Source organism: Flagellimonas alvinocaridis (assembly GCF_965248585.1).
Taxonomy (GTDB): Bacteria; Bacteroidota; Bacteroidia; order Flavobacteriales; family Flavobacteriaceae; genus Flagellimonas; species Flagellimonas alvinocaridis.
Window position 1 is genome coordinate 2,517,161 of record NZ_OZ252111.1, and the last position, 14,760, is coordinate 2,531,920.

Below are 14,760 nucleotides of genomic sequence, written 5' to 3' on the forward strand. Positions count from 1 at the left end.
AAGGGCAATACCATTTATAGGAGGCTTTTTTTAGTATCTTTAAAACCTGACCAAAAACTTGAAACAATGAAAAAAACGCTACTTCTCAGTATGGCCCTTGTTGCATTTGCCACAAATGCATTTTCACAAAAAGACCAAAAAACCGTATTAAATGGTTTGGATGCAAAAACCCAAAAGTATGGGGATATCGCCCATGAAATATGGGAACTTGCTGAAATGGGCTATCTGGAGGAAAAAAGCTCTGCCTTGCTACAAACCACATTATCCGAAGCTGGTTTCACTATAAAAAAAGGAATCGCTGGTATTCCTACGGCGTTTATGGCCGAATATGGTTCTGGATTCCCTGTAATTGCGGTTTTGGGGGAATATGATGCCCTTCCTGGGTTATCCCAGCAGGCCGTTGCCGAGAAAAAATCTGCCAACAAAGCTGCCGGGCATGCTTGTGGGCACCATCTTTTTGGGACAGCCTCAACGGCAGCAGCCATAGCTGTTAAAGATTGGCTACAGACCAATAAAATACAAGGAACCATCCGTTTTTATGGCTGTCCTGCCGAAGAAGGGGGATCAGGAAAGGTATACATGGTTCGTGAAGGTGTGTTCAATGATGTGGACGTTGCCTTGCATTGGCATCCAGGAGCACAGAACGCAGCCAGTGCCGGTGCCGCCCTGGCCAACAAATCGGCTAAATTTAGATTCCATGGAATTTCTGCCCATGCTGCCGGTGCACCGGAAAGGGGAAGGTCGGCTCTAGATGGTGTTGAAGCCATGAACAATATGGTAAATATGATGCGGGAACATATTCCACAAGATGCACGGATTCATTATGTAATCACCGATGGTGGAAAAGCACCCAATGTGGTTCCAGACTTTGCCGAAGTGTATTATTATGCCCGACACGGAAAAAGAGATGTGGTCATCGATATTTTTGACCGTATTGTAAAGGCCGCCGAAGGAGCTGCTTTGGGAACAGGTACTACTATGGACTTTGAAATGATTGGAGGTACCCATGAACTTTTGCCCAACCTTGCCATCCAAAAAATCATGTATGATAACTTGACCAAAGTTGGAGGTATTACATATTCGGATGAAGAAAAGGATTTTGCTGAAAAAATTTCCAAAACCTTGGGGGCAACAACTCTGGATATGGAGACCGCAAAAAACATACAACCCTATAAAGAAGAAGCTCGGGCCTACGGCTCTACGGATGTCGGCGATGTGAGTTTTACGGTTCCCACAGCTGGTTTGAGTGCAGCCACTTGGGTTCCCGGAACACCCGCACACAGTTGGCAAGCCGTTGCTGCCGGGGGAACCTCCATCGGCACCAAAGGTATGATGGTTGCAGCAAAGACCCTGACCTTGACCGCCATGGACTTGTTTAAAAATCCAAAGACCATTGAAGCAGCCAAAGCAGAGCTCGTAGAACGACGGGGAAAAGATTTTAAATACATTCCGTTGTTGGGCAATAGACCCCCTGCATTGGATTATCGAAAATAGGTGCTTTTTGGAGTAGTGTAACAAAAACTGCTTTATTGCTACAAATAAGCAAATCACTTACCAACCATTGAACAAAGAACTGGAACATCGTTTTGTGACGGAGCTTGAGGACAATCAGAATATTGTTCATAAAGTATGCAGCCTCTATACCAACGATAGGGATTCCCATAATGACCTCTTTCAAGAGATTACCATTCAATTATGGAAAGCCTATCCAAAGTTTAGGGGAGACTCCAAATTCAGCACATGGATGTACCGAGTGGCACTGAACACGGCCATTACTCTGTACCGAAAATCAAAAAGAAGGGTCCAGACCCAAGATTACGATTCCGTTGTGCATAGAATCAAGGCCGATGCCTATGACGATACAGAGGAACGACAGTTGAAGCTAATGTACGATGCTGTCAGACAACTGGGTGATATTGACAAAGCGTTGGTATTTCTATACCTTGAAGACAAAGATTATTCAGAGATTGCAGAGACCTTGGGAATCACCGAAGTAAATGCAAGGGTTAAAATGAACCGTGTGAAAAATAAATTAAGAACCATATTAAATCCTTAGATTATGGTAGATGAACTGGAGCTCTTGAAAAAAGACTGGCAGAGAAAGGAAGCCCAGCTTCCCAAACTTACCTATGATGAAATCTATAAAATGATATGGAAAAAATCATCTTCCATTGTAAAATGGATCTTTTATATCAGTCTTATTGAATTTGTGTTCTGGGCTGGGCTGAATATCATCTTTAGTGATGCCGAAAGTATGGAAGAGCTCAAGGCCATGCACATCCATACTGCCATAATTGTCTTGAATTTCATCAATTATGGAATCATTTTATATTTCATTTATAAGTTTTACATCAACTATCGCAAAATATCCTTTACCGATTCCTCCAAAAAACTGATGAAGACCATCCTGAGTGTCAAAAGAACTGTTACACAGTATGTCTGGTTCAATCTTGCCATATTCACCGTATCCATGATCATCAGCATTTATGGCGTTCTTATTTATGACTCCAAAGGTCAGCAAGTAGTGGATAACGCCATCCAGAATGGGAATACCACTGTTTTTTGGATATTGGTCGTAATCATATCCATAGTACTCATTGCCTTGCTTTTACTACTGATATGGCTATTTTATAGACTGCTCTATGGCATTCTTTTAAAACGACTCAAACAAAATTATAGGGAATTGGAACAATTGGAGGTTTAATCTCCTCGATAGCTATATCTCCTTTTTTGATGTTCTGCTTCATAAGCAGCCAGTTCTTGTTTGGAGATAACCTTCAAAAAAGACGGGTGTTGCTCAATGGCATACTCCAGTTTTTCCAAGATAGAGTCGATGGACTCATTGTCATAATCAATCTCCAGAGGGGGTTTAATCTGCATGGATTGCAATATCCCTTTCTTTTTTACACGAAGTCCTTTTTTATCGAACGACCGTCTAAATCCGTCGATAACAACGGGTACCACTACAGGTTTGTACCGCTTAATAATATGGGCCGTACCTTTTCGTAGAGGCTTCCAAGGGGTTGTGGTACCTTGGGGAAAGGTAATCACCCACCCATCATCCAAAGCCTTGGCTATATTGCTTATATCACTGAATTTCACTTGTCGGTTCACGTCTTGCCCATCTGCACGCCACGTTCGTTCAATACTAATGGATCCCGCATAGGCCAAAATCTTGGTAAGCAGACTTTTCTTCATGGTTTCCTTAGCAGCAACATAATAGATGTTAAGTTTTGGATTCCAGAGATAACCCAAATTTTTAATGGAATCGTCCCTGCCCTTTAAACTGGCATTAAACACATGGAACATGGCCACAACATCGGCAAAATAGGTCTGGTGATTGCTCACGAAGAGCACATTGGTTTCGGGCAGATCCCGTATGATCTGCGAACCTTCAATCTCAAGCGTATTGAAACCCTTGTAGCGTTGATGTGTCATTGCACCCGCAACTCGAATCAGCCAACGTTTTAAAAACAGGATATGACCAAAAGGATTTCTCTTGAATAGACCCATTAGAATGTTTGTTGTCGGCAAATTTACAAAATAGCGGTCAAAGCACTTGCCGTAAAAGTTCCCTAATCTCGCTCAACATCATGGCTGTGGCTCCCCAAACAGTATAACCGTTTAATTTATAAGCAGGTACACGAATGTTTTTTGCATAAGAAGTGGTTAGCGTTTCCTCTATATGGTTGGCATCGTCCAAAAAATCCTTCAGATATACCTCCACCAAGCGTTCAACTTCACTTTCTTGGGGCACAAAGGGTTCTGGTTGAGGATAGATTCCAACATAAGGCGTTACCATAAAATTACTGGGCGGAATATAAACATTGCTCAATTCCTTAAGCACCTCAACAGCAGTAGGATTTACCCCTACCTCTTCATGGGTTTCCCTAAGAGCGGTAGCCATAAGGTCTTTATCTTGACGTTCTTCCTTACCTCCGGGAAATCCTATTTGGTTGGAATGGACCCCTTCATACGCTTTGCGGAGAATGAGCAATAATCTGGTCTGCTGCTCCACATCTGGATAAAACAAAGCCATTACCCCCGCCTTTTTCGGGTTTCTTCCCTCAATGGAATTGTTCTTTAACCACTGTACCCTGAGTTCTGGGGACATTTTATAGTGGGATTCTTCCCCGGGTAGGGGAAGATCTTTTATTTTTAGGGCTATTTCACTAAAATCGATAAAATTCATGGTATTGAAATCATCGGCTTTGGCCACAAGTATACTATTATTTTTTCTGGTATCCTGCGGAGGAAATTCTAAAAAAGAAGCCCCCAAAGCCAAAGAAACTACTACCAAGAATGATTCCATCCCTGAAGAAGTTGACAAAATGACGGCTCAAGAGGAGGAAAAGGAAGAAGAAGCTTTTGTACTGGATGAGGAAAATGCCATCGACTTCTTTTTTGGATATGCCAAGAAGCTCAAGAAGAATAGGGTAAAACTTACCACCACAATGGGGAGTTTTACCATAGAACTCTATGACAATGTTCCCTACCACAAGGCAAATTTCATTTACTTGGCACGGAAAAAGTATTTTGATAGCACCCAATTTCATCGTGTGGTGAAGGATTTCATCATACAAGGCGGGAATTCGGATGATAGAAAAACAGCCAGAAAGCGAAGTGAAATTGGCAGATACCTTCTTCCGCCAGATACCCAAAAGGGACATAAACACCATAGAGGCACCATATCCATGCCCAGCAGTGAGCGTGACAACCCCCATAAATTGGCTTCTCCGTATGAGTTCTTTATTGTGGTCACCAATCCAGGATCCTACCATTTGGATGGTTCTTATACCCCTTTTGGCCGGGTGATTGAGGGGATGGATGTCGTGGATGCCATAAACCAAGTTCCTGTGGGCGATGGAGACTGGCCTTGGCAAAACATATATATCCTAAAGGCTGAAGTTTTATAAAGCCCCTATTTTGAAGAGCTGTGCTTTTTTATAAAAGCAAATTTTCCAAAATCCATGGAAGGAAGTTTTACCCACCCTATCTTTCTTCCTATACTATTCCATAAATCCGCCATACCAAAGTCCGCTAGATTGATGAGTGCTGCAACAATGATCAAGTTTTTTACAATATACTGCCCCAATAGGGTCAAATAAAGTGGCCCTTCCCCAAACGCCTGTTCAGGAAAAAAAAGCAAAGGTGCAAAGGTGAATACCATATGCACTAAGGCCAATACAGCCATAGTTCTGCGCCATAGGTTAAAAATTAGGAATACCCCGATAGTTGTTTCCCAAAGGGCCAACAACACTATGGACACTGTATCTGGAATAAGTCCGAACGTAAGCATATGGATGGTACTCTTGGCCAAGCCTTCGGCCGGGCTTAGATCTGGAAAAAACTTCAATGCTCCAAACCACAGATATACTACCCCAATTGAAACCGCCAGGATATTGTGCTTTGTGCTCAGCTTCATAAGATCCCTTAGTTTTTGAATTCGTTCATCAAGGCAGGATCTACCTTTACTTTTTTGTTGGCAAATCGATAGGATACTCCAACATTGATCAAATAGTCTGCAAAAGCGGCATCCCCGTTCCTTGGATTTCCAGTATTCTCCTCAGTTTGTTTGTCGGTCACACTTTGGGGACGATCTCTCCGCACCGCGAAGGGCACATTCAGGTTCAATGAGAAATTATCTTTCATAAAAGCCATTCCTGGATCAATGGAAAGTACGTTCCCCGGTCTTCTAAACCCTTCATTACCCCCGATAAGATCCTTTACAGGTACACCTTCATATCGTGCCCCCAATGAACCGGAAATGGTATTGGAAAAGCTATGGCTCACCCCAGCTCGTATCGAGAATTGGTCCGGAACGGCCATGATGGCCTCATTTTCAAGAATGGGGCTCAAGGTTTCCCGAAACGTTCTGGTTCCGTTGGTTTCTCTAGGGTTGAGCAAATAAAATCCTCCACCATAGGCAAAAAACTTTTCGGCTATCTTTTGGTAAAATTGAAAATCCAAGGTAATCCCAAAACCACCATCTCCTGGTTGAATACTTTGATCTACCGGTCTTACTTGTGGACTTCCTTCCGGGCCTACATTATAGAATATATCCGAAGCATTGTAATTTCCTGTGGGCAATTTTACACCCAGTCCCAGGGCCAAGTTTCCGTTTTGGTGCTTTTCCAAATCGAACAACCAATAGCCCACTCCAACCCTAATATCGGCAAGACCCCTAGAATATGTGGTGTTCCTTTCATCCCTGCCGTGTTCATATAATGAGGAACGTGTATTGATTACTGTTGGGATGGTGATGCTAGTGTACAATCTATCCGTTATACCATAGGTAAGGAAAAAATCCCATGAATGGGAATGGTTGATCACTTCGGTTTCGTTGGATACCCTATCTGGTTCTTCTTCCGTACCCCTGAAATGCCTAAAGGATTTAAAATATCTGTAGTTACTCCCTATTTGGATATCGCCGGGCCCGAGCAAATTATTTTCCAAGGTGTTGCCCACGCATGACGAAAAGTGCCGAATGGCTACACATCCTTGTGCTTGGATTTCTTCAACACTAAAAAAAAGAACAACCATACTGCATATGGCAAAAAATATGTTTTGAGGTTTCATGATGGTGTTTGATTGATTGGTTCAAAAGGCCGACCAAAAGAGGACGGCCTTGAAATTATTTATAAAGACAGCTAAACTTGGAGCCAAAGTAGGGCTATATCCTATACAAGAAGATTAATGCCAATGTAAAAAAGGTTAACAAAAGATTAATCACATTAAGCAAAGACTAATACAAATTAGGATAGGCTTTTCATCCCAAATGAAACTATGACATGTTGAATCAACCTTCTTTGTTATAGATATTGGGCAACCGAATATCAAACCGTACTGCCAATAACCTAAGAGAAATCACCACAAAAATTGCGGCGATGTAGGCATAACTCTCTGGAACAGATAATCGGGTAAATAGAAAGTAACTTGCTCCACCCAAAATACAGGTAGTGGCATATATTTCCTTTCTTCTGAAAATTATGGGAATCTCATTACAGAGCATATCCCGGATAACACCACCAAAACAGGCTGTCATGGTGCCCAAGGCTATACACATTACGGGTAATAATTCTGCCTGTAATCCCTTTTCTATGCCCAGCATAGTGTAGAGTCCAATTCCAATGGTATCAAACAAAAACAGAGATCGTCTTAAATATTTGAGTTGGTTCACAAAAATGATGGCCAATACCACGGTAATAAATATGGTTGAAACATAGGTAAGGTCCCGCATCCATACAACCGGGGTATTACCAATAAGAAGATCCCGAAGGGTACCACCGCCAATTGACGTTACAAATGCAATAATGAGTACCCCAAAAAGGTCCAATTTCTTCTCCATGGCCACTAAAACCCCTGAAATGGCAAAGGCCACTGTTCCCAAGATATCTATTACCTGATAAAACATGCTTACATTTTTTGGGTATAGTAGTTATAATCCTTGATCACGACATCCACAAATTCCAATGGCCTCAAATTGGTTTGGATTTCGGTCACTTCCTTTATTTTCTTGTCCAAAGAAACTATAACATTATGATCTCCGTTCCATTTGGCCTTATCGTACAGTTCTTTAATGGTCTGCATTTCATTGTCCTTGAAAACAGTTACTTGCGGAAATCTGGGTTGGTAATCCTCTGGTAATTCGCGCAACAATGTATCCCGTAAAGATACTTTCCTCTTTTCGCTGATAACCGTTGTACCTGCCGCAATATCCCCAATGCGCTGTCCCTTTCCCCTGATCAGTATAGTAAGCACCGCCCCTCCTCCAGATGTAAGGCTTACATCGATTATTCGGAGTACCCATCGGATAAAATAATTGGCAAAGCTGGGCTTGGACCCATCCAATTTTACCACCCTCAAAGACATGATTCCCTTACCAACGGTCTTACCATTGGAAAAGGTTTCAAAAAGCAGGTAATAGAGAAATGCCGGTAAGGAACATATTAAATAGAATGCCCATTGATCTTCAAAATCCAAATCCAACGAAGCCAACAAAATGAACACCAGTATAGTATAGACCACAATTACGAAACTGTCTATGATATAAGCCAACATCCGTTCCCCCAAGTTAGAGGTGTTTTGGTTGATGGTTATATTTTGGGCCGTTTCTATTTGAAATTGTTCCATATTTTAGTTTCTTTACTTACAAACCAAAAGATTTAATGCGAGAGGCCGCTTTTGTTAAGCAAAATAAGGATAAATGGGCCGCTTTTGAAAATGCCCTCAACAATAAAGGTCGGCTTCATCCTGATGAACTTTCGGATCTTTACATTGAGATTACGGACCATCTGAGCTACGCAAAGACTTTTTACCCTAACAGCAACACACAACTTTATCTTAATTCGCTTGCCTCGCAAGCGCATCAAAAAATCTATAAGACCAAACGGGAATCCAAGAATCGTATTGTAAGCTTTTGGAAAACTGAATTTCCGCACATGTTCCATAGCCATCATCGGGAACTGTTGATTTCTTTTCTGGTGTTTGCCTTTTTTGTGGTAGTAGGTGCTTTTTCATCGGCCAATGAAGGTAATTTTGTTCGTTCCATTTTGGGAAATGGTTATGTGAACATGACCTTGGAAAATATAGAAAAGGGGGATCCCATGGCCGTATACAAACAGCAGGGAGAATTTAATATGTTTTTAGGGATTACCATCAACAACATAAAAGTTGCCATTTATGCGTTTGCCTTTGGAATATTTTTGGGAGTAGGCACCCTTATGATTTTACTCCAAAATGGAATAATGTTGGGAAGTTTTCAATATTTCTTTTATGAAAAAGGGCTGTTATGGGAGTCTGCTAGGACCATATGGATCCATGGTACCATAGAAATAGCGGTCATTATCATTGCCGGATGCGCTGGATTGGTTCTGGCCAATGGGATTCTTTTTCCTGGAACCTATACCCGCTTGGAGTCCTTTAAAAGAGGGGTGAAAAATGGACTTAAAATTATGATCAGCACGGTTCCATTTTTTATTGTTGCCGGCTTTTTGGAAGGCTTTGTAACCCGCCATACCGAGATGCCCGATTGGCTGGCCATCCTGATTATTCTTAGCTCTTTGGGGTTGATTATTTACTATTACATTGTATATCCATACCAAATCAAAAGAAAAATAGCTTATGCAGACAAACAACTACATTGAGTTCAAAAAACAACGCGAATTGGGAGAAATCCTCTCCGATTCGTTCAGTTTTATCAGAAGCCAATTCAAGCCCTTTTTTGGAACCATTCTAAAAATAGTGGGGCCTTACTTATTGGTAATGTTGATTTCCATGGGGTTTTATCTGTACACCATTGGTGATATTTTCAATATCACGGCCATAGGTAATGGCGCCATGGACACACTATCCCCTTTTATAATGGTCATTGCCATTTTGGCCTTGCTGCTAAGTTCCATTGCTGCTTATGTATTGGCTCAGGGAACGGTTTTACATTACATCAAATCATACATAGATCATAGGGGCGAACCTGTTTATGAAGAAATCAAGCAGCAAGTATACAGTTCATTTTGGTCCTTGATCGGATTGGGTATTTTGGTGGGACTCTCTGTTGGTGTCGGGTTTATATTTTGCCTTATTCCAGGGATTTACTTGGCGGTTCCCCTATGCCTCTCTTTTGCAATTCTCGTATTCTTAAAAAAAGATGCCATGGATTCCTACCAATATAGTTTTACCCTTGTAAAAGAAAATTGGTGGATCACATTTGCCACTTTAATGGTCGTTTATATTATTGTGGCGGTTGCCTCCTATGCGTTTACTTTGCCATCCGTGATCTATATGTGGATTAAAATGGGGGTCTTTTCAGGTGAAATGGATGCAGAAAACCTGAATATCTTCAACGATCCCGTATACCTAATCCTAAATGTTTTGGGGACTATGGTTCAGTTCCTTATGAACATCATATTTTTGGTGACCACTTGTCTTATCTTTTTCAATCTCAACGAAAAGAAAAATTTTACGGGCACCTACGAGCGTATTGAAAATCTTGGTAAATCTACTGAGGACTAAATGCAACAAAAGTGGCTTTTCTCTTTATTCCTGTTTTCTTGGACAATTGGTTTTGCCCAAAACGATTCCATTGTAAAATTTGATGATTCCAGCAGACAGCCCGTTGCGGTTTCGCAAGAAGAAATTGATGCTTATTTGACGGATAGTGCTTTTGATTATGAGGTAGTGCAGCAAGAAGAAATTGGATGGTGGAACGATATCACCAACTGGTTTTACAATGTCCTCATACAATTTTTCGAATGGCTTTTTGGGGTGGAAAGTGCCGTGGGTTATTTGGCCATATTCCTAAGAATATTGCCATATATTTTGTTGGCCATTTTTTTGTACCTCATCATTCGCTTTTTCCTAAAAGTAAATGTCCGTTCCCTTATCCATAACGAGAAAAATCCCAACACGGTGGTTTTGTCGGAAGAGGAACGCATCATAAAAACAGAGGATATTCAGCAATTGATTAAAAATGCCCTTGCAGAGAACAATTACCGCCTTGCCATACGGTATTATTATCTCTTCATCCTAAAATTACTGTCTGAACGTGAACTGATAGATTGGCAGCGTCAGAAAACTAATGACGACTACAGCAATGAGCTCTCCAACAGCCCTTTAAAGGATCATTTCAACAAAGCCACATGGCTGTATGATTATATTTGGTATGGCGAATTCAACATAGACCAAGAGCACTATAACAAGGCAGAGACTGTATTTGCGTCTTTAAAAAAATCAATTCTGGGGAATGCTTAAAAAGGGATGGATTTACATAGCGATCGGTGTTCTGGCCATAGCAGGTATTTTACTCTTGGAGTACAATAAACCCAAGCAGGTAAATTGGTTTCCATCTTTTGTATCCCACCATAAAATCCCTTATGGGACCTATGTCCTGAACGATTTGATGGAAAAAAAATTTCCCTTACAACAGGTCCATGTACCCCCTTTTGAGTTCCTAATCCGAAACGATTCTGTAAAAGGCACCTATTTTTTTGTAAATGAAACTGTAAACTTTGAGGAGGCAGAACTGAACGCTCTCTTGGACTGGGCAGATCGTGGAAACACCCTATTCATTGCTTCCGATAGCTTCGAGGAGCGACTTATGGACACTCTTCATCTAGAGCAGACCAACCTTTATAACAATGGTCAGTTAAAACCTGCTTTCTTTTATGAACTGGTAAATGCCAACCTTGGCAAAAAGGCTATTTCTTTTGAAAAAGACTACTACACCTCATATTTTGATAAGCTTGATACCCTACAAACCATTGTTTTGGGACAAGTTTACGAGCAAGCGGACAGCACACGTGCCATCAGTAAAAATGTGAATGTAATTCAACAAACCTTTGGCCAGGGCAAGATTATATTATCCAGTTTTCCCAAGGCCTTTACCAATTATTTCATCCTAAAGGATGACAATAGGGAATATACCGCCGGGCTTTTGTCTTATTTGGATGTCAATGGACAGGTTTATATGGACAACTTTCATAAATCGGGAAAATCTTTTTACACTTCCCCCATGTATCTTTTCTTGAATACCAAAGAGTTAAAATGGGCTTATTATTTGGTACTTATCGGCGCTCTTATTTATGTGATTTTTGAAGGAAAACGAAAACAAAGGGCCATTCCAGTGGTAACCCCTTTGAAAAACCAGACCCTGGCATTTACTAGAACCATTGCCGATATGTACTATGAAAATGGGGAACAAGATCTTATAACCAAACATAAAATAGCTTATTTTCTGGAGTATATACGTACCAGATTACACATGCCCACAACGGAAAGGAATGACGAATTTTTACGAACCTTGGCGCTGCGAAGCAACAACTCCATAGAGGATATCAGGGAATTGTTTGGATTGATTGACAAATTGGAAACAAAAAATGGGATTACCAATACAGAATTGGAAAACCTGAACCATAAAATAGAAGCATTTAAAGCAAAAATTGATGGAAAATAACGATTTAAACTTTGACAATAGAGTACCCCTTGAAGAGCTCCGCAACACCGTAGGGCAAATAAAACAGGAACTCTCCACCGTAATTGTGGGGCAAAAAGATTTTATTGAACTGCTCATTGTTTCGGTTTTGGCAGATGGCCATGCTTTGATTGAAGGTGTGCCCGGGATTGCAAAGACCATTACCGCCAAACTTTTCGCAAAAACCTTAAAGACCAACTTTAGCCGTATTCAATTTACACCAGACCTAATGCCCAGTGACATTTTGGGCACCTCGGTGTTCAATGTAAAAACGTCTGAGTTTGAATTCAAGAAAGGACCAATATTTTCCAATGTCATTCTTATTGATGAAATTAACAGAGCTCCTGCAAAAACCCAAGCGGCCCTGTTTGAAACCATGGAAGAAAGGCAGGCTACCATCGACGGCACCACCTATGCTATGGTAGAGCCCTTCATAGTATTGGCTACTCAAAACCCTATAGAGCAAGAGGGCACCTATGCACTTCCCGAGGCACAATTGGACCGTTTCTTATTTAAAATCAAGGTAGACTATCCCAGTGCTGAAGAGGAAGTTTTAATCTTAAAGACCCATCATGAGCGAAAAGGAGAAAAGCCCCAAGACCAAATCAAAGCGGTTTTAACCCCTAAAAAACTGGCCGAGTTTAAAAAGAACATCCATGAAGTTGTCGTGGAACAAAAGATCATGGATTACATAGCACAAATCATTACCAATACAAGGAATCACCCGCATTTGTACCTTGGTGCCTCACCAAGAGCTTCCATTGCTACGCTTACCGCCGCCAAAGCCTTTGCCGCCATATCGGGCCGAGATTTTGTAATTCCGGAAGATGTCAAAAAAGCCTTGGTTCCCGTACTCAACCATAGAGTAATCTTGACCCCTGAACGGGAAATGGAGGGAATGACCACGGAGAATGTGGTAAACATGATTATGGAATCTGTTGAAATTCCACGTTAGCCATGCGATTTCTGAAATCGTTCTACATACACAATAAATTCTTCTGGTACATAGCCCTACTGGCGGCTGGTTTTGTAATCTCTTACTGGATGCCATTTCTGTATCCCATTATCTGGGTATTGGTGTTCGTATTGATGACTCTTTTCCTGTTGGACATCTATCTTTTGTACAACACGGCCCAAGCCGTAAAGGCTGAACGCGGTCTACCCCAAAAACTATCAAATAGCGATAACAATCTACTTTCAATTCAACTGGATTCCAAATATCCTTTCAAAATTGAAGTCTCTATTATTGATGAGCTACCCAATCAATTCCAAAAAAGGGATTTTGAGCACAAAGCCCAATTGGTAAAAGCAAAACCCTACACCTTTGAATATATGGTAAGGCCCGTGGAGCGTGGCGAATATATTTTTGGGAACCTCAATGTATACGCTTCAACCTCCTTGGGAATCATAAAGCGAAGATTTGTATTCCTAAAGAATCAAATGGTACCGGTTTACCCCTCCATCATACAAATGCAACAGTATGATTTTTTGGCTTCCAGTAACCATCTAACGGAATTTGGATTAAAAAAAATCAGACGAATAGGGCATACACAGGAATTTGAGCAAATAAAGGAATATATAAAAGGTGATGATATCCGTACCATCAACTGGAAAGCTACCGCAAAGAAAAATCAGTTAATGGTAAACCAATATCAAGATGAGCGTTCACAACCCATTTATTCCATCATAGACACTGGAAGGGTCATGAAGATGCCCTTTAATGGTCTTAGCCTTTTGGATTACGCCATCAATTCCTCTTTGGCTTTTTCCAACGTGGCCTTAAAGCGTAATGACAAAACGGGTTTGCTTACATTTTCCAAAAACATTGAAACCCTTGTCCCTGCTGTCCAGAAGATTACCCACCTCAATACCATTTTGGAGAGTTTGTACAACATTTCAACGGCTTTCTCCGATTCAGATTTTGGATTGCTCTATGCCCAGGTCAAAAGAAAAATAAACCAAAGAAGCCTACTCCTTCTTTACACTAATTTTGAACACATATCAGCCTTGAAAAGGCAATTGCCCTATTTGGCGGCCATTGCCAAAAAACACGTATTGGTGGTCATTTTCTTTGAAAACACCGAATTGGAATCTTTAATTGCCACTGATGCTGAAAACCTTCAGGCCATTTACCATAAAACCATTGCAGAAAAGTTTTCTTTGGAAAAAAGGCTTATGCAGCGGGAGCTTCAACAACATGGTATCCAAACCATTTTGACCAAACCGGAAAGCTTGACCATCAACACCATCAACAAATATTTGGAGATAAAAGCGAGGGGATTGATCTAGTAGGAAACTTTGCTTTCCAAAAAATCTGGTGAGAGTACCAGTGAATTTAGCGACAATGGCATAGATTGTAAAGCCAGAGTCCTAGACTTCTTTTTGAAACCCTGAAAAGATGTTTTTTCCAATTCTACAGCTGCATAACTGCCCCGAAGTCTTCTCTTATCCCTTTTCTTTGAAACCAAATCAATGGTAATGCCCACGGTTACTCCTCCAAGAATAGTGGCCGCCAAATCATCGTTATCCCATCCATTCCCGTCCTGCCCGGAATCCACAGCTTCCTTGGCAACACCGATTAAGGTACTACTGGCAACTGCTCCTACAAAAGTCCATACACGGTTACCTTCAGAAATATTTTTTGCGATACCAGCTCCGGCTAGACCAAATAGGCCGCCACCTAAAAAGTGAAGTGCTTTATCCCGCTCAATTTGGCCATAGCCATTAGAGACGAGCATAAAAAAGACCAATGTGGGGATTAGTGTTCTCATGCGGGGTAAATGTATGAAAAG

Annotated in this window: 17 protein-coding genes; 10 read left to right on the plus strand and 7 right to left on the minus strand. The window is 41.1% G+C overall.

The features are described 5' to 3' along the window. The first annotated feature begins 66 nt into the window (after positions 1–66). From ACP14V_RS11225 to ACP14V_RS11235, 3 genes are all read left to right on the plus strand, one after another. Positions 67–1,494 (plus strand): amidohydrolase, encoded by a 1,428-nt coding sequence (locus ACP14V_RS11225; RefSeq protein ID WP_272610606.1) that lies wholly within the window; start codon positions 67–69, stop codon positions 1,492–1,494. Positions 1,495–1,561: 67 nt separating this feature from the next. Beyond that, entirely contained in the window at positions 1,562–2,056 is a 495-nt protein-coding gene (locus tag ACP14V_RS11230; RefSeq protein WP_136566814.1) for an RNA polymerase sigma factor, read from the plus strand. A 3-nt stretch (positions 2,057–2,059) separates the two neighbouring features. Next, complete coding sequence (locus tag ACP14V_RS11235; RefSeq protein WP_136566815.1) at positions 2,060–2,704, plus strand: hypothetical protein; 645 nt, start codon at positions 2,060–2,062, stop codon at positions 2,702–2,704. Here the strand turns inward: ACP14V_RS11235 and ACP14V_RS11240 are convergent. Then, entirely contained in the window at positions 2,701–3,513 is an 813-nt protein-coding gene (locus ACP14V_RS11240; RefSeq protein ID WP_136566816.1) for a lysophospholipid acyltransferase family protein, read from the minus strand. The two genes, ACP14V_RS11235 and ACP14V_RS11240, sit on opposite strands and share 4 nt — an antisense overlap. A gap of 37 nt (positions 3,514–3,550) precedes the next feature. Next, positions 3,551–4,192: an NUDIX hydrolase gene (locus ACP14V_RS11245; protein WP_272610661.1), complete on the minus strand. Its 642-nt coding sequence runs from the start codon at positions 4,190–4,192 to the stop codon at positions 3,551–3,553. On the opposite strand from ACP14V_RS11245, the gene ACP14V_RS11250 reads away from it, so the two are divergent. Further along, positions 4,191–4,916 (plus strand): peptidylprolyl isomerase, encoded by a 726-nt coding sequence (locus ACP14V_RS11250; RefSeq protein ID WP_136566817.1) that lies wholly within the window; start codon positions 4,191–4,193, stop codon positions 4,914–4,916. The genes ACP14V_RS11245 and ACP14V_RS11250 overlap by 2 nt on opposite strands. A 5-nt stretch (positions 4,917–4,921) precedes the next feature. Here the strand turns inward: ACP14V_RS11250 and ACP14V_RS11255 are convergent, their stop codons facing one another. From ACP14V_RS11255 to ACP14V_RS11270, 4 genes are all read right to left on the minus strand, one after another. Further along, positions 4,922–5,425: a DoxX family membrane protein gene (locus ACP14V_RS11255; protein WP_272610607.1), complete on the minus strand. Its 504-nt coding sequence runs from the start codon at positions 5,423–5,425 to the stop codon at positions 4,922–4,924. An 8-nt stretch (positions 5,426–5,433) separates the two neighbouring features. Beyond that, positions 5,434–6,579, minus strand: coding sequence for a hypothetical protein (locus tag ACP14V_RS11260; RefSeq protein WP_272610608.1), 1,146 nt, complete (start codon positions 6,577–6,579; stop codon positions 5,434–5,436). Positions 6,580–6,799: 220 nt separating this feature from the next. Continuing rightward, complete coding sequence (locus tag ACP14V_RS11265) at positions 6,800–7,414, minus strand: trimeric intracellular cation channel family protein (protein ID WP_272610609.1); 615 nt, start codon at positions 7,412–7,414, stop codon at positions 6,800–6,802. A gap of 2 nt (positions 7,415–7,416) precedes the next feature. Continuing rightward, positions 7,417–8,133, minus strand: a complete 717-nt coding sequence (locus ACP14V_RS11270; protein WP_272610610.1) for an RDD family protein — start codon at positions 8,131–8,133, stop codon at positions 7,417–7,419. Positions 8,134–8,168: 35 nt separating this feature from the next. Here ACP14V_RS11270 and ACP14V_RS11275 point away from each other — a divergent pair, with 35 nt between their 5' ends. The 6 genes from ACP14V_RS11275 to ACP14V_RS11300 are packed head-to-tail and all read left to right on the plus strand — an operon-like array spanning position 8,169 to position 14,257. Then, a complete protein-coding gene (locus tag ACP14V_RS11275; RefSeq protein ID WP_136566823.1) occupies positions 8,169–9,146 on the plus strand; it encodes a stage II sporulation protein M in 978 nt (325 codons plus the stop codon). Further along, positions 9,124–10,011 carry a hypothetical protein gene (locus ACP14V_RS11280; protein ID WP_136566824.1) on the plus strand — a complete coding sequence of 296 codons (888 nt, stop codon included), beginning with the start codon at positions 9,124–9,126 and terminating at the stop codon, positions 10,009–10,011. The genes ACP14V_RS11275 and ACP14V_RS11280 overlap by 23 nt, the downstream gene beginning before the upstream one ends. Continuing rightward, on the plus strand, positions 10,012–10,749 hold the full coding sequence (locus ACP14V_RS11285; protein WP_272610611.1) for a DUF4129 domain-containing protein: 738 nt from the start codon (positions 10,012–10,014) through the stop codon (positions 10,747–10,749). Then, the gene (locus ACP14V_RS11290; RefSeq protein WP_272610612.1) at positions 10,742–11,950 is read left to right on the plus strand and encodes a DUF4350 domain-containing protein; all 1,209 of its coding nucleotides are present in this window, start codon (positions 10,742–10,744) and stop codon (positions 11,948–11,950) included. The genes ACP14V_RS11285 and ACP14V_RS11290 overlap by 8 nt, the downstream gene beginning before the upstream one ends. Then, positions 11,940–12,923, plus strand: coding sequence for an AAA family ATPase (locus ACP14V_RS11295; protein ID WP_272610613.1), 984 nt, complete (start codon positions 11,940–11,942; stop codon positions 12,921–12,923). The genes ACP14V_RS11290 and ACP14V_RS11295 overlap by 11 nt, the downstream gene beginning before the upstream one ends. Positions 12,924–12,925: 2 nt before the next feature. Further along, complete coding sequence (locus tag ACP14V_RS11300) at positions 12,926–14,257, plus strand: DUF58 domain-containing protein (RefSeq protein ID WP_272610614.1); 1,332 nt, start codon at positions 12,926–12,928, stop codon at positions 14,255–14,257. Here ACP14V_RS11300 and ACP14V_RS11305 read toward each other — a convergent pair. Then, the gene (locus tag ACP14V_RS11305; protein ID WP_272610615.1) at positions 14,254–14,739 is read right to left on the minus strand and encodes a hypothetical protein; all 486 of its coding nucleotides are present in this window, start codon (positions 14,737–14,739) and stop codon (positions 14,254–14,256) included. The genes ACP14V_RS11300 and ACP14V_RS11305 overlap by 4 nt on opposite strands. Between the last annotated feature and the right edge of the window lie 21 nt (positions 14,740–14,760).

Bases quoted from the DNA above. Each gene is read 5' to 3' on its own strand.
- ACP14V_RS11225 (WP_272610606.1), top strand. From the start codon at position 67: ATGAAAAAAACGCTACTTCTCAGTATGGCCCTTGTTGCATTTGCCACA.
- ACP14V_RS11235 (WP_136566815.1), top strand. From the start codon at position 2,060: ATGGTAGATGAACTGGAGCTCTTGAAAAAAGACTGGCAGAGAAAGGAA.
- ACP14V_RS11240 (WP_136566816.1), bottom strand. From the start codon at position 3,513: ATGGGTCTATTCAAGAGAAATCCTTTTGGTCATATCCTGTTTTTAAAA.
- ACP14V_RS11250 (WP_136566817.1), top strand. From the start codon at position 4,191: ATGGTATTGAAATCATCGGCTTTGGCCACAAGTATACTATTATTTTTT.
- ACP14V_RS11245 (WP_272610661.1), bottom strand. From the start codon at position 4,192: ATGAATTTTATCGATTTTAGTGAAATAGCCCTAAAAATAAAAGATCTT.
- ACP14V_RS11255 (WP_272610607.1), bottom strand. From the start codon at position 5,425: ATGAAGCTGAGCACAAAGCACAATATCCTGGCGGTTTCAATTGGGGTA.
- ACP14V_RS11260 (WP_272610608.1), bottom strand. From the start codon at position 6,579: ATGAAACCTCAAAACATATTTTTTGCCATATGCAGTATGGTTGTTCTT.
- ACP14V_RS11265 (WP_272610609.1), bottom strand. From the start codon at position 7,414: ATGTTTTATCAGGTAATAGATATCTTGGGAACAGTGGCCTTTGCCATT.
- ACP14V_RS11270 (WP_272610610.1), bottom strand. From the start codon at position 8,133: ATGGAACAATTTCAAATAGAAACGGCCCAAAATATAACCATCAACCAA.
- ACP14V_RS11275 (WP_136566823.1), top strand. From the start codon at position 8,169: ATGCGAGAGGCCGCTTTTGTTAAGCAAAATAAGGATAAATGGGCCGCT.
- ACP14V_RS11280 (WP_136566824.1), top strand. From the start codon at position 9,124: ATGCAGACAAACAACTACATTGAGTTCAAAAAACAACGCGAATTGGGA.
- ACP14V_RS11285 (WP_272610611.1), top strand. From the start codon at position 10,012: ATGCAACAAAAGTGGCTTTTCTCTTTATTCCTGTTTTCTTGGACAATT.
- ACP14V_RS11290 (WP_272610612.1), top strand. From the start codon at position 10,742: ATGCTTAAAAAGGGATGGATTTACATAGCGATCGGTGTTCTGGCCATA.
- ACP14V_RS11295 (WP_272610613.1), top strand. From the start codon at position 11,940: ATGGAAAATAACGATTTAAACTTTGACAATAGAGTACCCCTTGAAGAG.
- ACP14V_RS11300 (WP_272610614.1), top strand. From the start codon at position 12,926: ATGCGATTTCTGAAATCGTTCTACATACACAATAAATTCTTCTGGTAC.
- ACP14V_RS11305 (WP_272610615.1), bottom strand. From the start codon at position 14,739: ATGAGAACACTAATCCCCACATTGGTCTTTTTTATGCTCGTCTCTAAT.